Source organism: Caballeronia sp. GAWG2-1, from assembly GCF_023631405.1.
Classification (GTDB): Bacteria; Pseudomonadota; Gammaproteobacteria; order Burkholderiales; family Burkholderiaceae; genus Caballeronia.
Genome location: NZ_JALQDD010000003.1, coordinates 24,026 through 48,062 on the forward strand (window position 1 = coordinate 24,026; position 24,037 = coordinate 48,062).

A 24,037-nucleotide genomic window follows, 5' to 3' on the forward strand; every position below is an offset into this window, starting at 1 on the left:
TGATCAACGAACAACGAAAGACACAAACATCATGTCGATGCGATCTGAATACTGCGGTCTGGTGACCGAGGCCCTGCTGGGCCAAACCGTTTCGCTGTGTGGCTGGGTGCATCGCCGCCGCGATCACGGCGGCGTTATCTTCATCGACTTGCGCGATCGCGAAGGGCTCGTTCAGGTCGTCTGCGACCCGGACCGCGCCGATATGTTCAAGGTGGCCGAAGGCGTGCGCAACGAGTTCTGTGTGCGCGTTCAGGGCGTGGTGCGCAACCGTCCGGAAGGCACGATCAACACCAATCTGACGAGCGGCAAGATCGAAGTGCTGTGCCACGAGCTGACCGTGCTGAACGCATCGGTCACGCCGCCGTTCCAGCTCGACGACGACAACCTCTCCGAAACCACGCGCCTCACGCATCGCGTGCTCGACCTGCGTCGTCCGCAGATGCAGAAGAACCTGCGTTTGCGTTATCGCGTCGCGATCGAAGTGCGCAAGTATCTCGATGCACAAGGTTTCATCGACATCGAAACGCCGATGTTGACCAAGAGCACGCCCGAAGGCGCGCGCGATTACCTGGTGCCGTCGCGCGTGAACGCGGGCCAGTTCTTCGCGCTGCCGCAATCGCCGCAATTGTTCAAGCAATTGCTGATGGTCGCGAACTTCGACCGTTACTACCAGATCACCAAGTGTTTCCGCGACGAAGACCTGCGCGCCGACCGTCAGCCGGAATTCACGCAGATCGACTGTGAAACCTCGTTCCTGACGGAACAGGAAATTCGCGATCTGTTCGAGAACATGATTCGCCACGTCTTCAAGGAGACGATGGACGTCGCGCTGCCCGAGAAATTCCCGGTCATGCTGTACTCGGAAGCCATGCGTCGTTTCGGCTCCGACAAGCCCGACCTGCGCGTAAAGCTGGAATTCGCGGATCTCACCGACGCGGTGAAGGACGTCGACTTCAAGGTGTTCAGCATGCCCGCCAACTCGAAAGACGGCCGCGTGGCCGCCTTGCGCGTGCCGAAGGGCAGCGAACTTTCGCGTGGCGATATCGACGGCTACACGGAATTCGTGCGTATCTACGGCGCGAAGGGTCTTGCGTGGATCAAGGTCAACGACAAGGCGCGTGGTCGTGACGGCCTGCAGAGCCCGATCGTCAAGAACCTGCATGACGCAGCGCTCGCAGCCATTCTCGAGCGTACCGGCGCGCAAGACGGCGACATCGTTTTCTTCGCGGCGGATCGCGCGAAGGTCGTGAACGACAGCCTCGGCGCGCTGCGCCTGAAGATCGGTCATTCGGAATTCGGCAAGTCCACGGGTCTGCTGGAAACGGGCTGGAAGCCCCTGTGGGTGATCGACTTCCCGATGTTCGAATACGACGAAGGCGAGAACCGTTACGTGGCCGCGCATCATCCGTTCACGAGCCCGAAGGACGAGCATCTCGAATATCTCGAAACCGATCCGGGCCGCTGTCTCGCGAAGGCGTACGACATGGTTCTAAACGGCTGGGAAATCGGCGGCGGCTCGGTGCGGATCTTCCAAGAAGACGTGCAGAGCAAGGTGTTCCGCGCGCTCAAGATCGGCGCTGAAGAAGCGCGCCTGAAGTTCGGCTTCCTGCTCGACGCGTTGCAGTACGGCGCGCCGCCGCATGGTGGCATTGCGTTCGGTCTGGATCGCATCGTCACGCTGATGTCCGGCGCCGATTCCATCCGCGACGTGATTGCGTTCCCGAAGACGCAGCGTGCGCAGGACTTGCTCACGCAAGCGCCGAGCGAAGTGGACGAGCGCCAGTTGCGCGAGTTGCATATTCGCTTGCGTCAGCCGGAGCAGAAGGCGCAGTAACCCGCGTTCGCTACAGCACGATGAAGAAGGCGCCAAGTGCGCCTTTTTCTGTTTTTGCGTTACAGTCATTCGCCATAGAGGCACACAATGAAACGCGCGCATAAACCGTCATGCTCAAGCCGCCGAAAATCCCTGAATCCGTACTCGTCGTCATCCACACGCCAATGCTCGATGTGCTCATCATCGAACGCGCGGATCACGAGGGCTTCTGGCAGTCCGTGACGGGTTCGAAGGACCGTATCGACGAGCCGCTTGCCGAGACCGCCGCGCGCGAAGTGCAAGAGGAAACGGGGATCGTGATCGGCAGTCCGCTCGTGCCGGAGAACGCGTTGCTCGACTGGAATCACAGCATTCAGTACGAGATCTATCCGCGGTGGCGGCATCGCTATGCCGAAGGCGTCACGCACAATACCGAACACCAGTTCAGCCTGCTCGTGCCGCACTGTCTCGAAGTGACACTCGCGCCGCGCGAACACACTTCACACTTGTGGCTGCCTCTGCGCGAAGCCGCGGATCGCTGCTTCTCGTGGTCGAACCGCGAAGCCATTCTGCAATTGCCCGAGCGCCTCGCGGCGCATAGCCGGTGATGGACATTCGCCCGCGACGCAAATTCAAGCGGCTGCGCGAGGCGCTTTTCTCGGGCCGTCGGCCGTCGCGTCTGTGCTTCACGTCGGGCAATCACGTTCGTATCTTCAAGTGCGGCGTGCAGTTCTTCCCGGCGTTGATAGAGCGCATCGACAATGCGCGCACGTCGGTGTCGCTGGAAACGTATATCTTCGCCAACGACGACATCGGCCGCGCCGTCTCCGATGCGCTCGTGCGCGCGGCCCAACGCGGCGTGACGGTGCGCGTGATCACCGATGGCATCGGCACCGACAGCAAACTGCCGATGTTCACGCTCTGGAAGAAAAGCGGCGTCGAGCATCGCATTTACAATCCGCATCTTTTGTTCGGGCCGCAAGGATGGTCGCGCACGCATCGCAAGCTCGCGATCGTCGACGAGACTTACGCGTTTTGCGGCGGCATCAATATCGTCGACGATTACGATCAGAACGGCACGCGCCTCGAACAACCACGCTGGGACTTCGCGATGGAAGCGCAAGGTCCGGTGGTGAAGGACGTAGGCGAAGCGATCGATTTGCAATGGCAACGTATTCGTCTTGGCGTGAAACCGCGTCAGCCGCGCCAGCCGGGATGCGAGCCCGAGCCGCAGCAAAGCCGCTGGAGCGCGCGCCGTTCGATGCGCGCGCGCAAACGCGCCCAGCTCGGCGAAATCCACGCGGTCGATCAGCCGTGCGTCGCTTTCGTCGCGCGCGATAATTTATTGAACCGGCGAGCCATCGAGAAGGCGTATCTGCGTGCCATCTCGCATGCGGAAAGCGAAGTGCTGCTCGCGAATCCTTACTTCATGCCTGGACGCAAACTGCGGCGTGCGCTTGTGTATGCGGCACGGCGCGGCGTGCGCGTTTCACTGCTGATTGGCCGCAAGGAATTCGTGGCGCTCGACTACGCCACGCCGTTTCTCTATGGCAACCTGCTCAAGCACGGCGTGCGTATCGCCGAATATGAGAAAACCATGCTTCACGGCAAGGTCGCCGTCGTGGATTCCGACTGGGCAACCATCGGCTCCTCCAATTTAGACGCGCTCAGTCTCGTCTTGAACAACGAGGCCAACATGGTGCTCGTGAATCACCCGGAAATCGCCGGTTTGCACGACGCCATCCTCAACGCCTTCGACGAAGGCCGTCCTATCGACCAGAAGCATTACGCCGCGCGCCCCGTCACCGAGCGCATGCTGAGCTGGTTTGCCTACAACACGTATCGTCTGATGATGAAAGTCATCACGATCGGTCAATACGACTGATCACTACGATTTCGGCTCCTGATTCGTGTAGATTGCTGCTGACCAGCAGCAAATTGTTCCTTCATGCGCTGCAACATGCCCGGTTCAGAAAATGGGAACTCGGGCAGTCACTAGCATGCAGTTATCAATTAAAAAGGGACAATCGAGCGGCTAATGTTGAGACTTATCCTATTGACGTTGGCGGCGGGTTAGAAACGGTTTTCTAATAATTTTCTTGTTTCATTGGCGACTGGCCATAATAATAGAACGGCCGTTCGTTTTAAATCGGGTCACGAGAGGACGGTAGAGACATCATGCGAAAAGGCGAACAGACGCGGGCCGCGATTCTCGACGCAGCGCTTGAATTGGCGAGCCGGGACGGGCTGGAAGGGCTGACCATCGGGTTGCTGGCCGAGCGGATGCAAATGAGCAAGAGCGGAGTGTTTGCGCATTTCGGATCGCGCGAAGATTTGCAGGTCGAAGTGGTACGCGAGTACCACCGCCGCTTCGAGGACGAAGTGTTCTTCCCGAGCCTGCGAGAGCCGCGCGGATTGCCGAGGCTGCGCGCCATGATGGATCGCTGGATGGAAAAGCGCATCCAGGAGGTGACCACGGGCTGCATCTATATCAGCGGCGCGGTGGAATACGACGACCGCGCGGCGAGCGCCGTGCGAGAGCAACTGGTAAGCAGCGTGACGACTTGGCGAGAGGCGCTCTTGCGCGCAATACGCCAGTCGAAGGACGAGGGGCATTTGAAGCCGGATACCGATCCGCAACTGATGCTCTTCGAGTTGTACAGTTTCACGCTCGGCCTGCATCACGACGCGCGCTTCCTTCACTTGCCGGAAGCCGTGCAACTGACGCGGGATGCGCTGGAAAAAACGATCGATTCGTATCAGTCGCCGGAATCGACCGCGCGCGTGCACAGCAGTATCGCGGCAAGCGTGGGCGCCACGGCGACTTTAGCTTCACCACAACCCGATAGCCGTTAGCGGCGCCGCACGAATCGCACAACGATTTGGCGGCGCCTGACGAGAAGCCCGAAGAAACTGGAGAGACTCATGGGACAGTACGCCGCCCCGTTGCGCGACATGCAGTTCGTGTTGCACGAATTGCTCGATGTCGAAGCAGAACTGAAGAACATGCCGAAGCACGCCGATCTCGACGCGGACACCATCAATCAGGTGCTCGAAGAAGCCGGCAAGTTCTGCGCCGAAGTCGTCTTTCCGCTCAACCAGAGTGGCGACCGCGAGGGCTGCACGTATGAAGGCGATGGCGTCGTGCGCACGCCCGCCGGTTTCAAGGAGGCGTATCGCCAGTATGTCGAGGCGGGCTGGCCCGCGCTCGGCTGCGATCCCGAGTTTGGCGGACAGGGCTTGCCCGCGTTCGTGAACAACGCGCTCTACGAAATGCTCAACTCCGCGAATCAGGCCTGGACGATGTACCCCGGCCTCTCGCATGGCGCGTATGAATGTCTGCACGCGCATGGCACGCCGGAGCAAAAGAGCACGTATCTGTCGAAGCTCGTTTCGGGCGAATGGACCGGAACGATGTGTCTGACCGAGCCGCATTGCGGCACCGACCTCGGCATTCTGCGCACGAAGGCCGAGCCGAACGGCGACGGTTCCTTTGCGCTCACCGGCACGAAGATCTTCATTTCGAGCGGCGAGCACGACATGGCGGAGAACATCGTCCATCTCGTGTTGGCGCGTCTGCCGGGCGCACCTGCCGGCACCAAGGGCATTTCGCTTTTCATCGTGCCGAAGTTCGTGCCGGACGCGAACGGCGCACTGGGCGAACGCAATGGCGTCAAGTGTGGATCGATCGAACACAAGATGGGCATCCACGGCAACGCCACCTGCGTGATCAATCTCGATGGCGCGAAGGGCTGGCTCGTCGGCGAAGAGAGCAAGGGCTTGAACGCCATGTTCGTGATGATGAACGCGGCACGCCTGGGTGTCGGCATGCAGGGTCTTGGTCTCACCGAGGTCGCGTATCAGAACTCGCTCGTCTATGCAAAAGAGCGCTTGCAGATGCGCTCGCTCACCGGTCCGAAGGCGCCGGAGAAGGCGGCCGATCCGATCATCGTGCATCCGGACGTGCGGCGCATGCTGCTCACGCAAAAAGCCTATGCCGAAGCGGGGCGCGCGTTTGCTTATTGGGCGGCGCTCAATATCGACAAGGAACTTTCGCACGCGGATGAAGCGGCGCGTCGCGAGGCGGCGGATTTAGTCGCGTTGCTCACGCCCGTCATCAAGGCGTTTCTCACCGATAACGCGTTCGAAGGCACGAACATGGCCATGCAGATTTACGGCGGTCATGGCTTCATCTCCGAATGGGGCATGGAGCAGTACGTGCGCGATGCGCGCATCAACATGATCTACGAAGGCACGAATTCCATTCAGGCGCTCGATCTGCTCGGCCGCAAGATTCTCGGCGACATGGGCGCGAAGTTGAAGCGCTTCGGCAAGCTGGTCGCGGATTTCGTCGAGGAAGAGGGCGTCAAGCCGGAGATGCAGGAGTTCATCAATCCGCTCGCGGATATCGGCGACAAGGTGCAGAAGCTCACCATGGAGATCGGCATGAAAGCCATGCAGAATCCCGATGAAGTGGGCGCGGCTGCGGTGCCATATCTGCGTACGGTCGGGCATTTGGTGTTTTCTTATTTTTGGGCGCGGATGGCTCGGGTGGCGCTCGATAACGCTTCTTCTGACGATGCTTTTTATAAAGCCAAGCTCGCTACTGCACGGTTTTACTTCGCCAAGCTGCTGCCCGAGACAGCCTCTACTATTCGTGCTGCTCGCGCGGGGGCCAAGCCTATGATGGATTACGACGAGGCTTTGTTTTGATTTGTTTTAGGGGAGCCTGTGCTGCTTTCGTGCGGTTACATGCAGTAGCCGCCTCCCCGGCGGAGGGGTAACTTTCTTTGCAGCAGCAAAGAAAGTTACCAAAGAAAGCAGCTTCTGAACCCGCTTCTGAAGCACAACTGGTTCCCCGCTATTCACCACAAACCCTTTGAGCGCTCCCAATGTCCAACGCCTCAGGTTCATCTCAGGGCGAGCCCGCCTTCTGAAGAACAACCGGTTTCCCGCTATTTATCACAGGCCCATTGAGCACTTCCAATGACTAACGTGTTTTGTTCATTAGTTTTGGCGCTCATTGGGTAGCGCGCAGCCATTCGATACAAGTCGCGCACAACCCCTTTTTTTGGAGGCTTATTCGTGGGCACTCTCAACATTCGCAAAGTCGCCGTGCTCGGCGCCGGCGTAATGGGCGCGCAAATCGCCGCGCATCTGATCAACGCTCGCGTACCCGTGCTGCTATTCGATCTGCCAGCCAAGGAAGGTCCCAAGAACGGCATCGCGCTCAAAGCCATCGACAATCTCAAGAAGCTCTCGCCCGCGCCGCTCGGTATCAAGAACGACGCGAACTTCATCGAGCCGGCTAACTACGAAGACGATGTCGCCAAACTCGCCGAGTGCGATCTCGTCATCGAAGCCATCGCCGAACGCATGGACTGGAAGCACGACCTCTACAAGAAGGTCTCGCCGCACATCGCGCCGCATGCCATCTTCGCAAGCAATACGTCCGGCCTCTCGATCACGGAACTGTCGAACGGCTTTTCGGATGAACTCAAGGCGCGCTTCTGCGGCGTGCATTTCTTCAATCCGCCGCGCTACATGCATCTGGTCGAACTCATTCCGACCGCAACCACGCAACCGCATATCCTCGATCAACTCGAAACGTTCCTGACGAGCGTGGTCGGCAAGGGTGTGGTGCGCGCGAAAGACACGCCGAACTTCATCGCGAATCGTGTCGGCGTGTTCTCGATTCTCGCCGTGATCGCCGAAGCGGAAAAGTTCGGTCTGCGCTTCGATCAGGTCGATGACCTCACGGGTTCGCGTCTCGGTCGCGCCAAGTCCGCCACCTTCCGCACCGCGGATGTCGTCGGTCTCGACACGATGGCGCATGTCATCAAGACGATGCAGGACAACCTGCCGGACGATCCCTTCCTGCCCATCTACGCCACGCCGCCCGTGCTCGCGAAACTGGTGGAAAACGGCGCACTCGGCCAGAAGACGGGCGCCGGTTTCTATCGCAAGGAAGGGCGCGCGATCAAGGTGCTCGATCCGAAGACCGCGCAATACGTCGATGGCGGCGCGAAGGCCGATGAACTCGTCGGCCGCATTCTGAAGCGTCCGCCCGCCGAGCGCTTCAAGCTGCTGCGCGAGACGGACAATCCGCAGGCACAGTTCCTCTGGGCCATTTTCCGTGACGTGTTCCACTACATCGCGGTGCATCTCGAATCGATCGCGGATAACGCGCGCGACGTCGATCTCGCCATTCGCTGGGGCTTCGGCTGGAATCAAGGGCCGTTCGAAAGCTGGCAAGCCGCGGGCTGGCAGCAGATCGCGAAGTGGGTGCAGGAAGATATCGATGCAGGCAAGGCGCTCTCGAAAGCGCCGCTGCCCGCGTGGGTGCTCGACGGTCCCGTCGCGGAAAAAGGCGGCGTGCATACGAGCGAAGGTTCGTGGTCGCCGCAGGAACGCCGCTTCGTGCCGCGCTCGAGCTTGTCCGTGTACGAGAAGCAAGTATTTCGCGCGCCGCTCGTCGGCGAGACCGGCGCCGATCCCAAGACCTTCGGCAAGACGCTCTTCGAAACCCAAAGCGTGCGCGCCTGGCTCGATGACGAGCAAAGCGATGTCGTCATCGTGTCGTTCAAGACGAAGCTGAACACCATTGGCCCGGGCGTGATCGACGGTCTCACGCAAGCCATCGAACTCGCCGAGAAAGCGTATCGCGGCGTGGTGATCTGGCAGCCGACTTCACTTGCGCTCGGCACGCCGGGCGGTCCGTTCTCGGCGGGGGCGAATCTCGAGGAAGCCATGCCCGCGTTCATGATGGGCGGCGCGAAGGGCATCGACCCGTTCGTGAAGAAGTTCCAGCAAGGCATGTTGCGCGTGAAGTACGCGAATGTGCCGGTTATCGCGGCCGTGTCGGGCATCGCGCTTGGCGGCGGTTGCGAGTTGCTGCTGCATTCGGCCAAGCGCGTGGCGCACGTCGAAAGCTATATCGGTCTCGTCGAAGTAGGCGTGGGTCTCGTGCCTGCGGGCGGTGGCCTGAAGGAAGCCGCGTTGCGCGCCGCCGATGCCGCGAACGCCGTCAACGCAACGACCGATCTGCTCAAGTTCCTGCAGAAGTCGTTCGAGAACGCCGCGATGGCGAAGGTTTCCATCTCCGCTTTCGATGCCCGCGCGATGGGTTATCTCAAGCCCACGGACACCATCGTCTTCAACGTGCTCGAGTTGCTCGACATCGCGAAGAAGGAAGCGCGCGCGCTCGCCGATACCGGCTACCGCCCGCCCTTGCGCTTGAAACAGGTGCCGGTGGCGGGCCGCTCGGCGATTTCGACCATCAAGGCGTCGCTCGTCAACATGCGCGATGGCCGCTTCATCAGCGAGCACGACTATCTGATCGCGAGCCGCATAGCGGAAGCCATGTGCGGCGGCGATGTCGAAGCCGGCAGTCTCGTCGATGAAGAATGGCTGCTCGCGCTCGAACGCCGCGCGTTCGTCGAGTTGCTCGGCACGCAGAAAACGCAGGAACGGATCATGGGCATGCTGCAGACCGGCAAGCCGGTTCGCAACTGAACACGCGACCTATTGGAGCTGCAAATAATGAGCAAGCAATTGCAAGACGCATATATCGTCGCCGCGAGCCGCACGCCTATTGGCAAGGCGCCGCGCGGCGTGTTCAAGAACACGCGCCCGGATGAATTGCTGGTTCACGCCATCCGCTCGGCTGTGGCGCAAGTGCCCGGACTCGACACGAGCGTGATCGAAGACGCGATCGTCGGCTGCGCCATTCCCGAAGCCGAGCAAGGGCTGAACGTCGCGCGCATGGGCGCCTTGCTCGCGGGTCTGCCGAACACGGTCGGCGGCGTGACGGTGAACCGCTTCTGCGCATCGGGTCTGACGGCGCTCGCGATGGCCGCGGACCGCATCCGCGTGGGCGAATCCGACGCGATGATCGCAGGCGGCTGCGAGTCCATGAGCATGGTGCCGATGATGGGCAACAAGCCGTCGCTGTCGCCGCATATCTTCGATCGCAATGAGGACGTCGGCATTGCGTACGGCATGGGGCTGACCGCCGAGCGCGTGGCCGAGCGCTGGAAGGTGAGCCGCGAGGCGCAGGACGCGTTCGCGGCGGAGTCGCATCGGCGTGCGTTGGCGGCGCAAAAGGCGGGCGAATTCGCCGATGAAATCGCGGCTTACACGCTCAACGAACGCTTCCCCGATCTCGCTTCGGGCGAAGTGCGCGTGAATGCCCGCGAGATCGCGCTCGACGAAGGTCCGCGCGCCGATACGAGCGTCGAAGGTCTCGCGAAGCTGCGCGCGGTGTTCGCGAACAAGGGCTCGGTGACGGCGGGCAACAGTTCGCAAACTTCCGATGGCGCGGGCGCATTGATCGTCGTGTCGGAGAAAGTGTTGAAGCAATTCAACCTCACGCCGCTCGCGCGCTTCGTGAGCTTTGCAGTGCGCGGCGTGCCGCCGGAGATCATGGGCATCGGGCCGAAGGAAGCGATTCCCGCTGCATTGAAGGCCGCCGGTCTCAAGCAGGATGACATCGATTGGATCGAACTCAACGAGGCATTCGCGGCGCAGTCGCTCGCGGTGATTCAGGACCTCGGGCTCGATCCTTCGAAGGTCAATCCGCTCGGCGGTGCGATTGCGCTCGGGCATCCGCTCGGCGCGACCGGCGCGATTCGCGCGGCGACCGTCGTACATGGCCTGCGCCGCCGCAATCTGAAGTACGGCATGGTGACGATGTGCGTCGGCACCGGAATGGGCGCTGCGGGCATCATCGAGCGGCTGTGATGACGTGGTCCGCCAGCGCGTCGAGCGTTGGCGGACCATACGACAGGAGACGGAAGATGGAGATTCTCATCGAACGCGCGGATGGCGTGCTCTGCATCGTGCTGAATCGCCCCGAGAAGAAGAACGCGATCACGGCTGCGATGTATCAGGAGATGGCGGACGGTCTTTACGAAGCCGAGAAAGATCCTTCCGTGCGCGCCGTGCTGATTCGCGGCAACGGCGGCGCTTTTAGCGCGGGCAACGACCTCGAAGACTTTCTCAACGATCCGCCCAAAGACCAGGACGCGCCCGTGTTTCAATTCCTGCGCCGCCTGAGCGCGATGCCGAAGCCGGTGGTTGCGGCGGTATCGGGCGTGGCGGTGGGTATCGGCACGACGATGCTTCTGCATTGCGATCTCGTCTACGCGGCCGAGGGCGCGAAGTTCTCGCTGCCCTTCGTGCAGCTCGGCTTGTGTCCGGAAGCGGCATCGAGTCTATTGTTGCCGCGTATCGCCGGATACCAGCGTGCGGCGGAAAAGCTGCTGCTCGGCGAAGCATTCGATGTCAAGGAAGCCACCGAAATGGGCTTTGTCAACGGCGTGCTCGCTGCCACCGAACTCGATGCCTACGCTCTTGGCAAGGCGAGGAAGCTGGCCGCGTTGCCGGCGTCGTCGCTGCGCACGACCAAGTCCTTGCTGAAGGGCGCACAGGCGGCGGAAGTCACCGCGCGCATGGGCGAGGAAGCGGGGCACTTTGCGCGCATGCTCGCCGCGCCGGAAGCACGTGAAGCGTTTCAGGCGTTCTTCGAGAAACGCAAACCGAACTTCAGCGCGTTCGAATAAAGCCTGCGCAAAACGCCTGAAGCGCGTTCAATCCGCGTCGTACTCGACGAAGCTGTTTTCGCGCGCGAAGCTGACGAGCCTCAGGCTCGCTTTCTTCGCGATGGCGATGGCAAGCGAAGTCGGCGCGGAGATAGTCGCGATCATCGGCACGCCGACGCGCGCCGACTTGCGCACGAGTTCGTAGCTTGCGCGGCTCGACAGAAACACGAAGCCTTGCGTCGTGTCCACACGCTGCAGCACGAGATGGCCGATGAGTTTGTCGAGCGCGTTATGGCGGCCGACATCCTCGAACGCGTGCAGCACCGCGCCTGTTTCGTCGCACCATGCAGCGGCGTGCAGGCCGCCGGTGAGCTTCGTCAGCCGCTGATGCGCGGGCAGATCGCGCGCGGCGCGTTCGATGGCATCGGGCGCGAGCTTCGCGAGAAAGCCAGTATCCGGCACGGCTTCGGGCTGCAAATCCAGCAAGTCGATACTCTCGATTCCGCACACGCCGCAACCCGTGCGGCCCGCCAATGCGCGCCGCTTGTCCTTCAGCGAAACGAACGCCTGCTGCACGACTTGCAAGTGCACTTCGGCATGAGGCAGCGCGTCTGCTTCATCGCGGTAATAGACTTCGATGTCGTGAATGTCGCTGCCCCGCTCGACAATACCTTCCGTCAGCGAGAAGCCCACCGCGAAGGCTTCGAGATCGCGCGGCGTGCACATCATGACCGCGTGCGAAATGCCGTTGTAGACGAGCGCAACGGGCCATTCCTGGCCCACGTTATCCGTGACGATCGCGCTCTCGCCCTTGCGATGTCTGCGCACGTTGCGTTCGACATAGCCGGGTTGATCGTCGGTATCGAGTCGACTCACTTGCTGCTCCTTCTTTACCGCATGGCCGCCGCGTTCAAGTAAAGTGTGGGTATGACGCTTGCTGCCATGTCATGCTGTCCGCGTTTTCAAAAGCGCGCGCCAGCGGTTCATTTGCAACGGTTCCAGCCAGATTCAGAGCCCTACAATAACTTAAGCGGGCGATGCGCGCCGCGCGCGCCCCTCAATCCAACGAGGCTAACGTCATGGGACTTTACGACGCCGCTCGTCTCTTCGGCTTCGAGGTTGAATCCTCGGACAACTTGCGTTTCATTCCGCTTGCCGTGCGCTTCAATCTGGATCGCTTTGGCATGCGTATCGCGCTCGAGGAATGGCAACAGCTTCCGTATGAAGATCGCGCGTTGCTTGCACGCTTTCCCGTGGAAGACGATGCGGAACTCGAAAAGAACTTCGATCTCGCGCTCGAGGAGATGCTGAAAACACATGCCAATGCCACGCCGGAACAAATCGAGCGCGACACCGATCCCGTCTGGGCACATGCCGATGCCGTGCCTGAATCCGTGATTCGTCAGAGCAGTCTAGCTGGTGTGAGCGCGCCAAGCTTGTCGCGCTGGGGCAAGCTCGATCGCTTCCAGCGTTACGCGCTAGCCAAGCTCTCGCGCAACGCAGACAAACTCAATCACGACTTCTTGCCGGCCATGCGCGAATTCGGCCTGACCGAATAGACGTCTGCGAGAAGGTCAATCGAGCGCGGGCAACACGCGCGGGCGACGATCGCGATCCGTGGCGACATAGGTCAGTGTCGCCTCCGTCACCTTGACCACTTCTTCCGCGAGACTCATGCGCTGCGCATAGACCTCGACGGATATCGTCACCGACGTGTTGCCCGTCTTGACGATGTCCGCGTAGAAGCTCAGCAGATCGCCGACGAATACCGGATGCTTGAACAGAAACGAGTTCACGGCGACGGTCGCCACGCGTCCGTTCGCACGCCGGCTCGCGGGAATGGAACCCGCGATATCCACCTGCGCCATGATCCAGCCGCCGAAGACATCGCCGTGCACGTTGGCGTCGGCGGGCTGCGGGACGACACGCAGGGCGACCGGCTTTTGGGGAAGACTGGATTCTTGGGGCATGGAAAGGGTCCGGTGTTGCGTCGCAGCGGCCATGAGCGGGGCCTTGAACCTTCTGCGACAATGCATATGTATAGATGACTCGCGAGCAGCAAGCCAGCGAGTCTCGCGAATTGTACCGGGATAGCACGCGTAGATCGCGCTCCCGCAAGAACCCCCAAGCGTCTGAAACGCCGCCCCCGCGCAACGCGCCCGAAGGCGCCCGAAAAATACGACTCATGCGCCGCATCCCCACGAGAGAGACGGACGCGCCTGCCAAGGGCTCGCGCCGCGACTGGCAGACGATCCGCTCGCTGTTGCCTTACCTCGCCACGTACAAGATGCGCGTGGCGTTCGCGCTTGCGTGTCTCATCGGTGCGAAGGTGACGAACCTTGGCGTGCCTATCGTGATGAAGCATATCGTCGATAGCCTCTCGTCCGTGCAGCATCTCACCGCGCTTGGCCGCGCGCAGGACGCGCCGGGGCTCGTGCTGATTAGCGGAATCGGGTTGCTGGTCATCGCTTATGCGCTCGTGCGGCTGTCGACTTCGATCTTCACCGAACTGCGCGAACTGCTCTTTGCGAAGGTCACGGAGAGCGCGGTGCGCCAGCTTGCGCTCAAGGTGTTTCGGCATCTGCACGCGCTGTCGCTGCGCTTTCATCTGGAGCGGCAAACGGGCGGCATGTCGCGCGATATCGAACGCGGCACGCGCGGCATTCAGCAACTCGTGTCGTATTCGCTCTACAGCATTCTGCCGACGCTCGTCGAAGTGGGGCTCGTGCTCACCTTCTTCGCGACGAAGTACGAAGCGTATTACGCCATCGTCACGTTCATCGCGTTAGTGACGTATATCGTGTTCACCGTGAAGGTGACGGAATGGCGAACGCATTTTCGCCGCACGATGAACGATCTCGACTCGAAGGCGAACGCCCGCGCGATAGATTCCCTGCTCAACTACGAAACGGTGAAGTACTTCGGCAACGAAGAGTGGGAAGCGCGCCGCTACGACGAGAACCTGCAGCGCTATAGAACGGCGGCGATCCAGTCGCAGCGTTCCTTGTCGATGCTCAACTTCGGGCAGCAGACGATCATCGGCACGGGGCTCGTGTTCATTCTCTGGCGCGCGACACAGGGCGTCATGGCCGGACGGCTCACGCTCGGCGACCTCGTGCTCATCAACACCTTCATGCTGCAGTTGTATATTCCGCTGAACTTTCTCGGCGTGGTGTACAGGGAATTGAAGCAGGCTTTGACCGATACCGACCGCATGTTCACGCTGCTCGGCGCGGGCCGCGAAGTGCCGGACGCGCCCGATGCGCGGCCGCTTGCGGTGAAGGGCGCGGCGGTGCGCTTCGAGAACGTGAACTTTGCCTACGAGGCGGCGCGGCCCATCCTGCATGGCATCGACTTCGCCATTCCCGCTGGCACGACGACGGCGGTGGTGGGTCATAGCGGCTCCGGTAAATCGACGCTGGGACGGCTGCTGTTTCGCTTCTACGATCTCGACCGCGCGGCGGGCGGCCGCATTCTGATCGATGGTCAGGACATTCGCGACGTGACGCAGGATTCGTTGCGCGCGGCAATTGGAATCGTGCCGCAAGACACCGTGCTTTTCAACGACTCGATCTACTACAACATTGCTTACGGAAAGCCCACTGCATCGCGCGACGAAGTGATCGCGGCGGCGCGCGCGGCGCATATCCATGACTTCATCGAAACGCTGCCCGCGGGTTACGACACGCCGGTCGGCGAACGCGGCCTCAAGTTGTCGGGCGGCGAGAAGCAGCGCGTGGCCATCGCGCGCACGCTTTTGAAAAATCCGCCGATCCTCATCTTCGACGAAGCCACTTCCGCGCTCGATTCGAAGTCGGAGCGCGCAATCCAGCATGAACTCGATAACATCGCTCGCGAGCGGACCACGCTTATCATCGCGCACCGGCTTTCGACGGTGGTGCATGCGCAGCAGATCATCGTGATGGATCACGGGCGCATCGTGGAGCGCGGCACGCACGCGGAACTGCTGCGTGCGGGTGGTCTCTTCGCGCAAATGTGGGCGCTTCAGCAGCAGCGCGGCAGCGATGATGTCGCCGCGATGGGGCAGCGGGATACGGCGGGGGTTTGATCGCCCTCGCCTCGGAATACGCGCTACTCCATCGCATGCGCGCCGTTCATCGCCATGCCTTCGGCCCCGAGCGCCGCCGTCGATGACCAACGCAGCCACTGCGCGCGCAGCACGAACAGCGCACCGAACGCGCACGTAGCGATCACGCCGAAAGTCGCGAAGCCCATCTGATAGCTGCCGGTGCTTTCCTTCGCAATGCCCATCACCACCGGCAGATAGAATCCGCCGATACCGCCCGCCGCGCCTACGATCCCCGACAGCAAGCCCGTCTTGCCCTTCCAGCGATGCGGCACGAGCTGAAACGTCGAGCCGTTGCCAAGCCCGAACGCGATATACAGGCAGATCAGCAATGCCAGACCGCCGGCGACAGGCGGCATCCAGATGGCGAAGGCAAAGTCGCCCACGGCGATCACGGCAAGCAGCACGAGCAGCGCACGCACACCGGTCACGCGATCCGCGACATAGCCGCCAAAGGGCCGCACGATCGCGCCGAGAAACGCGAGCAGCGACATGAAAAGCCCGGCTTCGAGCTTGGGCATCTGATAGAGCGAAGTAAGCAGTAGCGTCACATACGACGACATGCCGACGAAGCCGCCGAACGTGATGCTGTAGATGAGCATGATGACCCACGTATCGCGCTCGCGCAGCACGGTGCGATACCGCCCCGGCAACACCGCGATGGCGATGATCGCGCCCATCACCGGCAGCAGCAACACGCCTGTGCGTCCTGCACCGAAGACGCCGCCGCTCACCGCCAGCACCAGCACGATGAGGCTCACGAGCGTCACCGCGAAACTCGACAGCGCGCGCCCTGTGCTGCCGCTTTTCTCGCCGAGATCCGATGCCCACGCGTACAGCGCGATGGCGGTCAGCGCGAGCAACGGCAGCGCTGCGGCGGTGGCGAGCTGCCAGCCGAAGGCATCGGCGAGATGCGGGAACAGGAAGCCGTCGAGCACCGCGCCGATGTTGCCCGCAGCCGCGAGACCCAGCACGAGCCCCTGGACCTTCGGCGGATAGTTGCTGCCGGCCATCGGCAACGCGACGGCGAAGCTCGCGCCGCCCATGCCGAGGAACACGCCGAGCACGAGCAAGAGCGCATACGACGGCGCGCCGGGCAACAACGGCAGCACGATCGACGGAATCGACGAGAGCACGACGCCCATCAGCGAGACGCCACGGCCATCGGTCGATTGATAGAGGTTGCCGAGCGTCACGCGCAGAATCGCCGCCGCGAGCACCGGCACCGCGACGAGAAAGCCCTGCTGCGCCGCTGTCATCGCGATGTCCCGGCCGATGAACGGCGCGAGCGGTCCATACAGCACCCAGACGGTGAAGCCCGTATCGAAGTACAGGAAACAGGCGAGCAGCGAGCGCCAGTTGCCGCTCTTGAGCGATGCGATCAGATTGGACATTGCGAATTCCAGATGTAGGCGTGTGGCGAAGTGCTTCTGCCTGGTTGACCGATCAGCATGCAGCGCATAGGCGAGCAATCGGCTTGAGCGGGACCAGGAAAATTTGCAAGCACCATGCCAAAGAAATGTGTGCGCAATCGGCTGGCTGCGCGACGCCCTTATCGGCGAGGCTTGAGGGCATGTGCCGCTTACGCTTGCGAGCCGCTTGCCCGCCTTATGTCCACGCGACGAGGCGCGCGCTGCGGCACCGCGTTCGTGCGCGAGCCGCATGGGTATGGTGCGTCGCGCTTGCGTGAGGTTCATGGGGCGTGCAGGGCGCATCCCTATAAAATGCTTTCTTCGCCGCATAGCGCGCGCAAGGCGCTCATCCACGATGGAACTCAAATGGCTCGAAGACTTCGTCTCGCTCGCGGAGACGCGCAGCTTTAGCCGCTCGGCAGAACTTCGGCATATCACGCAGCCCGCGTTTTCGCGGCGCATCCAGGCGCTCGAAGCGTGGCTCGGCACCGAGCTCATCGACCGTTCGGTGTATCCGACGCGTCTCACGCAAGCCGGTCAGGTCTTCTACGAGCAAGCGCTCGCCATGCTTTCGCAGTTTCACGAAGCCCGCATGCTGCTGCGCGGTCAAGGCGGCGTGCCCGCGGCGACCATCGAGTTCGCGGTGCCGCACACGTTGTCGCTGACTTATTTCCCGCGCTGGCTCGAACACGTCGAAGCGCGGCTCGGGCGCATCCGTACACGCTTGCGCGCGCTCAACGTGCACGACGCGGTGCTGTCGCTCGTCGAAGGCGGCTGCGATCTCGTGATGGGCTATCACCATCCGAGTCATCCCGTCGCGCTCGATCCCGCGCGTTACGACATGCTCACGCTCGGTAGCGAGCCGATCAGTCCGTTCTCCGCGCCCAACAAGGGCGGACGCGCGCGCTACACGCTGCCCGCAAGCGCGGATGCGCCCGCGCCGTATCTGTCCTACACGCAGAACGCGTATCTCGGCCGCATGACGGAGGTGATCATCGCGACGGCGCCCACGCGCCTCTATCTCGACAAGGTCTACGAGACCGACATGGCCGAAGGCCTAAAGGCAATGGCGCTTGCCGGTCACGGTGTCGCGTTCCTGCCGCACAGCGCGGTCGAAGACGCAGTGGAAGAAGGCAAGCTGATCCGGCTCGACAGGGGAACACGCGGCACGAGCGCCGGTCAGTTCACGCTGACGATGGAGATCCGCCTCTACCGCGACAAACTGGCCGCTCAAGGAGAGGAACCGCGTCAGGCGTTGATCCGCGCGCTATGGGATGCAGTAGGCGAAGAAGTGCTCGATGCATCGGCGCAAAAGCCCGGTGGATAAGCGTTTGCGACGTTATGCAAGAAACGCATGATCGAATGAGCAAACGGCATTGGCATTGCGCACGCTGTTTTTCGACAATGGGCGCATTCCTTCACCGCTGGAGCATCAATTGTCCTCTTCGAAGCACTCGCTGCAAGCGCCGGACGCCAAACACGCGATCCCGTCGTACCTCCATGCCGACGATCTCGGCCCCTGGGGCAACTACTTGCAGCAGGTCGATCGCGTCGCACCGTATCTCGGTTCTCTCTCCCGTTGGCTTGAAACCCTCAAGCGCCCGAAGCGCATTCTCATAGTCGATTGCCCGATCGAACTCGACAACGGCACCGTCGCGCATTTCGAAGGCTATCGCGTGCAGCACAACACGTCGCGCGGTCCCGGCAAGGGCGGCGTGCGTTATCACCAGGACGTGACGCTTTCCGAAGTGATGGCTTTGTCCGCGTGGATGTCGGTAAAGAACGCGGCAGTGAACGTGCCGTACGGCGGCGCGAAAGGCGGTATTCGCGTCGATCCGCGCATGCTCTCGCGTGGCGAGCTCGAACGCCTGACGCGCCGGTACACGAGCGAGATCGGCATCATCATCGGGCCGAACACGGACATTCCCGCGCCGGACGTGAACACGAACGAGCAGATCATGGCTTGGATGATGGACACGTACTCCATGAACCAGGGGCAAACGGCTACGGGCGTCGTGACCGGCAAGCCGATCGCGCTTGGCGGCTCGCTCGGCCGCAAGGAAGCGACAGGGCGCGGCGTGTTCGTCGTCGGCTCGGAAGCGGCGCGTCGCATGGGGCTCGAGATCGAAGGCGCGCGTATCGCGGTGCAGGGTTTCGGCAACGTCGGCGGAATCGCGGCGCGGCTGTTCCAGGAAGCGGGCGCGCGGGTCATCGCCGTGCAGGATCACACGGGCACGCTGTACAACTCGAAGGGTATCGACACGCTCGCGCTCGCCGAGCACGTCGCGCAGAACGGCGGCGTAGGCGGCTTTGCTGGCGCCGATCCGGTATCGCCGGACGAGTTCTGGACCATCGAGACCGACATCCTCATTCCAGCCGCGCTGGAAGGCCAGATCACCGAGAAGAACGCACCGAAGATCAGAACGAAGATCGTCGTGGAAGGCGCGAACGGCCCGACCACGACGGCCGCCGACGACATCCTCCACGACAAGGGCGTGCTCGTGATCCCCGACGTGGTGGCGAATGCGGGCGGTGTGACGGTGTCATATTTCGAATGGGTGCAGGACTTCTCCAGCTTCTTCTGGACCGAGGACGAGATCAACCAGCGGCTCGAACGTGTCATGCGTGAAGCGTTTGCGGCGGTTTGGCAAGTGGCGAGCGAGCATAAGGTTTCGGTGCGCACGGCGGCCTTCATCGTGGCCTGTACGCGCATTCTCATGGCGCGTGAAATGCGCGGCCTGTATCCCTGATCGCATGGCCACGCGCTCGTGTCGGATGTGGCATGAGGCAAGCGGCTCGCATGACGCGTGTCGCATGAACGATCGATGAAATTTGCGGGCGACGCTCCTTCGGGACGTCGCCCGCATTTGCATGAGGATTGCTATAACATCGCGGTTTTCTGTCGCGACACGGCTCGACTGAAGTAAGTGCTCAAGCGCCAATGCCGGTGACCTTTCCGCCGACATCCCGAAAATAAGACAGAGTGGGTTAACAATCATTCTTTCAGAATAATTACCCTGCTAAACTTGCCCCGATTTTTGCCACAGGAGATCGAACACATGAAGATTAAAAAAGCTGCGCTGCTCATCGCCGCGCTCGGATTCATCGCGGCTAGCGCTCACGCGCAAGACGCCGGGACGCTCAAGAAAATCAAGGACACGGGTGTGATCTCGCTGGGGCATCGCGAGTCGTCCATTCCTTTCTCGTACTACGACGACAAGCAGAACGTCGTCGGCTATTCGCATGAGTTCGCGCTGCAGGTCGTGGAAGCGGTCAAGCAGAAGCTCAACATGCCGAATCTGAAGGTGAAGCTCACGCCGGTCACTTCGCAAAACCGTATTCCGCTCGTGCAGAACGGCACGGTGGACCTCGAGTGCGGCTCGACCACGAACAACGCGGAACGTCAGCAGCAAGTGGCCTTCTCGAACACGATTTTCGTGATCGGCACGCGCCTCATGACCAAGAAGGATTCCGGCGTGAAGGACTGGGCGGACCTGAAGGGCAAGACGGTCGTGACGACCGCCGGCACGACTTCCGAGCGCCTGCTTCGCAAGATGAATCAGGACAAGAGCATGGGCATGAACATCATCAGCGCGAAGGATCACGGCGAGTCGTTTCTCACGCTGTCGACCGGCCGCGCCGTCGCGTTCATGATGGACGATGCGCTGCTCGCGGGCGAACGCGCCAAGTCCAACACGCCGAACGATTTCGTGATCGTCGGCGCGCCGCAATCGCATGAAGCGTACGGCTGCATGATGCGCAAGAACGACCCCGAGTTCAAGAAGGTCGTGGACGACGCCATCGCCAAGGTGGAAACCTCGGGCGACGCCGACAAGGTCTACAAGAAGTGGTTCGAAAGCCCGATTCCGCCGAAGGGCCTCAACCTCAACTTCCCGGAAAGCGACGACATCAAGGCTCTCTTCAAGAGCCCGAATGACAAAGTAATCGACTAACCGGTTCGACTATCGAGCGAACGAGACGGAAGGAGCTTGCTTCTTCCGTTTCTTTTTGGAGTGAGGTCCATGTCTTACCACTGGAACTGGGGCATTCTGCTGAGTCCGGTTTCGACCGGCGAGCCCACCACGTATCTCGGCTGGCTGATTTCCGGCTTCTGGGTGACGATTACCGTGTCGCTCGCGGCTTGGGTGATCGCGCTTGTGGTCGGCTCGTTGTTCGGCATCTTGCGCACGGTCCCGAATCGCTTCCTGGCGGCCATCGGCACTGTCTATGTCGCGATCTTTCGTAATATTCCATTGATCGTGCAGTTCTTCGTCTGGTATCTGGTGATACCCGAGTTGCTGCCGCCTTCCATCGGCAACTGGTTCAAGCAACTGCCGCCATCGGCGCAGTTCTTTTCCTCGTCGATCATCTGTCTCGGACTCTTCACCGGCGCGCGCGTGTGCGAACAGGTGCGCTCGGGCATCAGCGCGCTGCCTCCTGGTCAACGCAACGCGGGTCTCGCGATGGGCTTCACGCAATGGCAGACGTATCGCTATGTGTTGATGCCGGTCGCTTATCGCATCATCGTGCCGCCGCTCACGTCGGAATTCCTCAACGTGTTCAAGAATTCGGCGGTCGCGTCGACCATCGGTCTGCTCGACCTTTCGGCACAGGCGCGGCAACTCGTCGACTACACGGCGCAGACGTATGAGTCGTTCATCGCGGTGACGCTCGCTTACATGCTCATCAACCTCGTCGTGATGAACCTGATGCGCTGGGTAGAAGCGAAGACCCGGTTGCCTGGCTACATCGGAGGCAAGTAATGCATCAATTCAACTGGAGCGGCATTGTGGGCGCGTGGCCCACGCTGTGGACGGGCGCCATCATCACGCTGCAGATCACGGTGCTCGCCATCGTGATCGGCATTGTCTGGGGCACGGTGCTCGCGCTGTTTCGTCTGTCGGGTGTGAAGCCCTTGCAGTGGTTCGCGAGCGCTTACGTCACGGTGTTCCGCTCGATTCCGCTCGTGATGGTGTTGCTGTGGTTTTTCCTGATCGTGCCGCAGTTGCTGCAGAATGTGCTCGGCTTATCCGCCGATATCGACATTCGCCTTGCTTCCGCGATGGTCGCGTTCTCGCTCTTCGAAGCTGCGTACTATTCGGAGATCATTCGCGCGGGCATTCAGGCGGTGGCGCGCGGTCAGGTGAACGCGGCGTTCGCACTCGGCATGACCTACGGCCAGGCGATGAAACTCGTCGTGCTGCCGCAGGCTTTCCGCGCAATGGTGCCGCTGTTGCTCACGCAGGCAATCGTCCTGTTCCAGGATACGTCGCTCGTCTACGTGATCAGTCTCGCGGACTTCTTCCGCACGGCGACGAACATCGGCGACCGCGACGGCACGACCGTCGAGATGGTGCTGTTCGCCGGCGCGTGCTATTTCGTGGTTTGCGTGTTGGCATCGGCACTCGTAAAAAGTCTTCAGAAAAAGGTCGCAAGATGATCTCTATCAAGAATGTTTCCAAGTGGTATGGGCAGTTCCAGGTGCTGACGGACTGCACGACCGAAGTGAAGAAAGGCGAGGTCGTCGTGGTGTGCGGCCCGTCGGGTTCGGGGAAGTCGACGCTCATCAAGACCGTGAACGGGCTCGAACCGTTTCAGAAGGGCGAGATCACCATCAACGGTCAATCGCTCACGGACAAGAAGACCAATCTCTCGAAGCTGCGTTCGAAGGTCGGCATGGTGTTCCAGCATTTCGAGCTGTTTCCGCATCTGTCGATCGTGCAGAACCTGACGCTCGCGCAGATCAAGGTGCTGGGCCGTTCGAACGACGAAGCGACGACGAAGGGTCTCAAACTGCTCGATCGCGTGGGCCTGCGCGCGCACGCGGACAAGTTTCCGGGCCAGTTGTCGGGCGGTCAGCAGCAACGCGTGGCGATTGCCCGCGCGCTGTCGATGGACCCGATTGCCATGCTCTTCGACGAACCGACCTCCGCGCTCGATCCCGAGATGATCAACGAAGTGCTCGACGTGATGGTCGAACTCGCGCAGGAAGGCATGACCATGATGTGCGTGACGCACGAAATGGGCTTCGCGAAGAAGGTCGCGCATCGCGTGATCTTCATGGACAAGGGATTGATCGTCGAGGACGACCAGAAGGAAGCGTTCTTTGCGAATCCGAAGTCGGATCGCGCGAAGGACTTTCTGGCGAAAATCCTGCACTGACGCGTTTTAGCGGCGTCATGCAAAACGGCCTTCCGTGAGGAAGGCCGTTTTTATTCAGCGTTCGATTCGTTTTATTCGATCCCGAGTTCGGTTTCCACCGACGCCGTCGACTGAATTTCCTCGATCTTCAGCGCCGATCCCACGCACGCTTTGGCAAGCGGCTCGGCGGCCTTCTTCGCGACTTCATCCGGCACCGGAATGTTCACCGTGCGCGAGAGCGCGCCTTTCTGGAACATGGCGAGATCGCCGGGCGCAAAACGCGTCCAGACTTCGTTATCGGTGAGCGGCGAGGTGGCGATGACCGCCACGCGATCTTCCGGCGTCGTGTACTTGGCGAAATCGATCGACATGTCCGCGTCGATCAGATGCGCGGTCGAAAACGGCCAACTGCGAACCAAATAGTACAAATGCGTCGAGCAGTGCGAGAAGAGCGCCTGGCCGTTGGACATCAGGAAATTGAACACGCCGTGCTTCGTGATCTCGCCTGTGAGTGAGGCGAGCGCGTCGAACAATTCTTCCAGCGGCGGCTGCGAGCGCGGAAACGCCTTGCGCAAACCTTCCAGCAGCGTGCAAAAGGCAAGCTCGCTGTCCGTGTTGCCGACGGGTTGATACAGGCCGTTCAGTTCGGGCGCGTAGTCTTTGAGATCGCCGTTGTGCGCGAAGATCCAGTGCCGTCCCCACAACTCACGCAGGAACGGATGGCAGTTTTCCAGCAGGATATGCCCTTGCGTCGCCTTGCGAATATGCGCGATGGTGTTCTTCGATTTGATCGGATAGCGCTTCACCATCTCCGCGAGCGGCGACTTGGCGGACGATTCATGGTCAATGAAAAGCCGGCACGCCTTGTCCTCGAAGAACGCGATACCCCAGCCGTCCGCGTGGTGATCCGTGACCCCGCCACGCGCGGCGAACCCGGTGAACGAGAACGTCACATCGGTCGGTTCGGCGCAGTTCATTCCGAGAAGTTGGCACATGTTGCTGAAAGCGAGAGCCGGTAAGGGCATTGAGCCCGTTGTTACAA

The 24,037-nt window shown here is 61.3% G+C and carries 20 protein-coding genes; 16 read left to right on the forward strand and 4 right to left on the reverse strand.

The genetic code is table 11. The annotated features are described in order from the left end of the window. Positions 1-31 precede the first annotated feature (31 nt). The 8 genes from aspS to NCR98_RS01740 all read left to right on the forward strand — a co-directional run bounded on the left by aspS (position 32) and on the right by NCR98_RS01740 (position 11,376). Entirely contained in the window at positions 32-1,834 is a 1,803-nt protein-coding gene (gene aspS, locus NCR98_RS01705) for an aspartate--tRNA ligase (RefSeq protein WP_250491765.1), read from the forward strand. 110 nt (positions 1,835-1,944) lie between these two features. Beyond that, a complete protein-coding gene (nudB, locus tag NCR98_RS01710) occupies positions 1,945-2,421 on the forward strand; it encodes a dihydroneopterin triphosphate diphosphatase (protein ID WP_244826966.1) in 477 nt (158 codons plus the stop codon). Continuing rightward, positions 2,421-3,698 carry a phospholipase D-like domain-containing protein gene (locus NCR98_RS01715; protein ID WP_250525398.1) on the forward strand — a complete coding sequence of 426 codons (1,278 nt, stop codon included), beginning with the start codon at positions 2,421-2,423 and terminating at the stop codon, positions 3,696-3,698. Before nudB ends, NCR98_RS01715 begins: the two co-directional genes overlap by 1 nt. A 293-nt stretch (positions 3,699-3,991) precedes the next feature. Next, a complete protein-coding gene (locus NCR98_RS01720) occupies positions 3,992-4,669 on the forward strand; it encodes a TetR/AcrR family transcriptional regulator (protein ID WP_244826967.1) in 678 nt (225 codons plus the stop codon). Positions 4,670-4,738: 69 nt separating this feature from the next. Next, positions 4,739-6,526, forward strand: coding sequence for an acyl-CoA dehydrogenase C-terminal domain-containing protein (locus NCR98_RS01725; protein WP_250525370.1), 1,788 nt, complete (start codon positions 4,739-4,741; stop codon positions 6,524-6,526). 372 nt (positions 6,527-6,898) lie between these two features. Beyond that, entirely contained in the window at positions 6,899-9,328 is a 2,430-nt protein-coding gene (locus NCR98_RS01730) for a 3-hydroxyacyl-CoA dehydrogenase/enoyl-CoA hydratase family protein (RefSeq protein ID WP_250525371.1), read from the forward strand. Positions 9,329-9,355: 27 nt separating this feature from the next. Beyond that, positions 9,356-10,555 (forward strand): acetyl-CoA C-acyltransferase, encoded by a 1,200-nt coding sequence (locus NCR98_RS01735; protein WP_250508742.1) that lies wholly within the window; start codon positions 9,356-9,358, stop codon positions 10,553-10,555. A gap of 56 nt (positions 10,556-10,611) precedes the next feature. Then, a complete protein-coding gene (locus tag NCR98_RS01740) occupies positions 10,612-11,376 on the forward strand; it encodes an enoyl-CoA hydratase (RefSeq protein WP_244826971.1) in 765 nt (254 codons plus the stop codon). A gap of 27 nt (positions 11,377-11,403) precedes the next feature. Here NCR98_RS01740 and fdhD read toward each other — a convergent pair whose 3' ends face one another. After that, on the reverse strand, positions 11,404-12,231 hold the full coding sequence (gene fdhD / locus NCR98_RS01745) for a formate dehydrogenase accessory sulfurtransferase FdhD (protein WP_250491770.1): 828 nt from the start codon (positions 12,229-12,231) through the stop codon (positions 11,404-11,406). Between the two features lie 203 nt (positions 12,232-12,434). Between fdhD and NCR98_RS01750 the strand changes: the two genes are divergently transcribed. Further along, on the forward strand, positions 12,435-12,914 hold the full coding sequence (locus NCR98_RS01750; protein WP_244826973.1) for a nitrate reductase associated protein: 480 nt from the start codon (positions 12,435-12,437) through the stop codon (positions 12,912-12,914). 15 nt (positions 12,915-12,929) lie between these two features. On the opposite strand, the gene NCR98_RS01755 is transcribed toward NCR98_RS01750, so the two are convergent. After that, the gene (locus NCR98_RS01755) at positions 12,930-13,325 is read right to left on the reverse strand and encodes an acyl-CoA thioesterase (RefSeq protein WP_244826974.1); all 396 of its coding nucleotides are present in this window, start codon (positions 13,323-13,325) and stop codon (positions 12,930-12,932) included. 215 nt (positions 13,326-13,540) lie between these two features. On the opposite strand from NCR98_RS01755, the gene NCR98_RS01760 reads away from it, so the two are divergent. Further along, positions 13,541-15,424 (forward strand): ABCB family ABC transporter ATP-binding protein/permease, encoded by a 1,884-nt coding sequence (locus tag NCR98_RS01760; protein WP_250508551.1) that lies wholly within the window; start codon positions 13,541-13,543, stop codon positions 15,422-15,424. 23 nt (positions 15,425-15,447) lie between these two features. Here NCR98_RS01760 and NCR98_RS01765 read toward each other — a convergent pair whose 3' ends face one another. Next, a complete protein-coding gene (locus tag NCR98_RS01765; RefSeq protein WP_250525372.1) occupies positions 15,448-16,836 on the reverse strand; it encodes an MFS transporter in 1,389 nt (462 codons plus the stop codon). Positions 16,837-17,209: 373 nt separating this feature from the next. Between NCR98_RS01765 and NCR98_RS01770 the strand changes: the two genes are divergently transcribed. The 6 genes from NCR98_RS01770 (at position 17,210) to NCR98_RS01795 (ending at position 23,016) form a co-directional block, all read left to right on the forward strand. Then, the gene (locus tag NCR98_RS01770) at positions 17,210-18,181 is read left to right on the forward strand and encodes a LysR family transcriptional regulator (RefSeq protein WP_244826978.1); all 972 of its coding nucleotides are present in this window, start codon (positions 17,210-17,212) and stop codon (positions 18,179-18,181) included. A 109-nt stretch (positions 18,182-18,290) separates the two neighbouring features. Beyond that, positions 18,291-19,604, forward strand: coding sequence for a Glu/Leu/Phe/Val family dehydrogenase (locus NCR98_RS01775; RefSeq protein WP_250525373.1), 1,314 nt, complete (start codon positions 18,291-18,293; stop codon positions 19,602-19,604). Positions 19,605-19,913: 309 nt separating this feature from the next. Continuing rightward, positions 19,914-20,807, forward strand: coding sequence for a glutamate/aspartate ABC transporter substrate-binding protein (locus NCR98_RS01780; protein WP_250525374.1), 894 nt, complete (start codon positions 19,914-19,916; stop codon positions 20,805-20,807). 69 nt (positions 20,808-20,876) lie between these two features. Next, positions 20,877-21,617: an amino acid ABC transporter permease gene (locus NCR98_RS01785; protein ID WP_250462988.1), complete on the forward strand. Its 741-nt coding sequence runs from the start codon at positions 20,877-20,879 to the stop codon at positions 21,615-21,617. Beyond that, on the forward strand, positions 21,617-22,294 hold the full coding sequence (gltK, locus tag NCR98_RS01790) for a glutamate/aspartate ABC transporter permease GltK (RefSeq protein WP_244826982.1): 678 nt from the start codon (positions 21,617-21,619) through the stop codon (positions 22,292-22,294). The genes NCR98_RS01785 and gltK overlap by 1 nt, the downstream gene beginning before the upstream one ends. Continuing rightward, on the forward strand, positions 22,291-23,016 hold the full coding sequence (locus NCR98_RS01795; protein ID WP_244826983.1) for an amino acid ABC transporter ATP-binding protein: 726 nt from the start codon (positions 22,291-22,293) through the stop codon (positions 23,014-23,016). Before gltK ends, NCR98_RS01795 begins: the two co-directional genes overlap by 4 nt. A gap of 71 nt (positions 23,017-23,087) precedes the next feature. Here the strand turns inward: NCR98_RS01795 and NCR98_RS01800 are convergent, their stop codons facing one another. Further along, positions 23,088-23,990: a class II glutamine amidotransferase gene (locus tag NCR98_RS01800; RefSeq protein WP_250462994.1), complete on the reverse strand. Its 903-nt coding sequence runs from the start codon at positions 23,988-23,990 to the stop codon at positions 23,088-23,090. Between the last annotated feature and the right edge of the window lie 47 nt (positions 23,991-24,037).

What these genes read in the sequence shown, in the direction of transcription:
- NCR98_RS01770 (WP_244826978.1), top strand. Translation starts at nt 17,210, where the DNA reads ATGGAACTCAAATGGCTCGAAGACTTCGTCTCGCTCGCGGAGACGCGC.
- gltK (WP_244826982.1), top strand. Translation starts at nt 21,617, where the DNA reads ATGCATCAATTCAACTGGAGCGGCATTGTGGGCGCGTGGCCCACGCTG.
- NCR98_RS01755 (WP_244826974.1), bottom strand. Translation starts at nt 13,325, where the DNA reads ATGCCCCAAGAATCCAGTCTTCCCCAAAAGCCGGTCGCCCTGCGTGTC.
- NCR98_RS01720 (WP_244826967.1), top strand. Translation starts at nt 3,992, where the DNA reads ATGCGAAAAGGCGAACAGACGCGGGCCGCGATTCTCGACGCAGCGCTT.
- NCR98_RS01725 (WP_250525370.1), top strand. Translation starts at nt 4,739, where the DNA reads ATGGGACAGTACGCCGCCCCGTTGCGCGACATGCAGTTCGTGTTGCAC.
- NCR98_RS01800 (WP_250462994.1), bottom strand. Translation starts at nt 23,990, where the DNA reads ATGTGCCAACTTCTCGGAATGAACTGCGCCGAACCGACCGATGTGACG.
- NCR98_RS01735 (WP_250508742.1), top strand. Translation starts at nt 9,356, where the DNA reads ATGAGCAAGCAATTGCAAGACGCATATATCGTCGCCGCGAGCCGCACG.
- NCR98_RS01795 (WP_244826983.1), top strand. Translation starts at nt 22,291, where the DNA reads ATGATCTCTATCAAGAATGTTTCCAAGTGGTATGGGCAGTTCCAGGTG.
- NCR98_RS01750 (WP_244826973.1), top strand. Translation starts at nt 12,435, where the DNA reads ATGGGACTTTACGACGCCGCTCGTCTCTTCGGCTTCGAGGTTGAATCC.
- NCR98_RS01715 (WP_250525398.1), top strand. Translation starts at nt 2,421, where the DNA reads ATGGACATTCGCCCGCGACGCAAATTCAAGCGGCTGCGCGAGGCGCTT.
- NCR98_RS01780 (WP_250525374.1), top strand. Translation starts at nt 19,914, where the DNA reads ATGAAGATTAAAAAAGCTGCGCTGCTCATCGCCGCGCTCGGATTCATC.
- NCR98_RS01785 (WP_250462988.1), top strand. Translation starts at nt 20,877, where the DNA reads ATGTCTTACCACTGGAACTGGGGCATTCTGCTGAGTCCGGTTTCGACC.
- NCR98_RS01740 (WP_244826971.1), top strand. Translation starts at nt 10,612, where the DNA reads ATGGAGATTCTCATCGAACGCGCGGATGGCGTGCTCTGCATCGTGCTG.
- aspS (WP_250491765.1), top strand. Translation starts at nt 32, where the DNA reads ATGTCGATGCGATCTGAATACTGCGGTCTGGTGACCGAGGCCCTGCTG.
- NCR98_RS01765 (WP_250525372.1), bottom strand. Translation starts at nt 16,836, where the DNA reads ATGTCCAATCTGATCGCATCGCTCAAGAGCGGCAACTGGCGCTCGCTG.
- nudB (WP_244826966.1), top strand. Translation starts at nt 1,945, where the DNA reads ATGCTCAAGCCGCCGAAAATCCCTGAATCCGTACTCGTCGTCATCCAC.
- NCR98_RS01760 (WP_250508551.1), top strand. Translation starts at nt 13,541, where the DNA reads ATGCGCCGCATCCCCACGAGAGAGACGGACGCGCCTGCCAAGGGCTCG.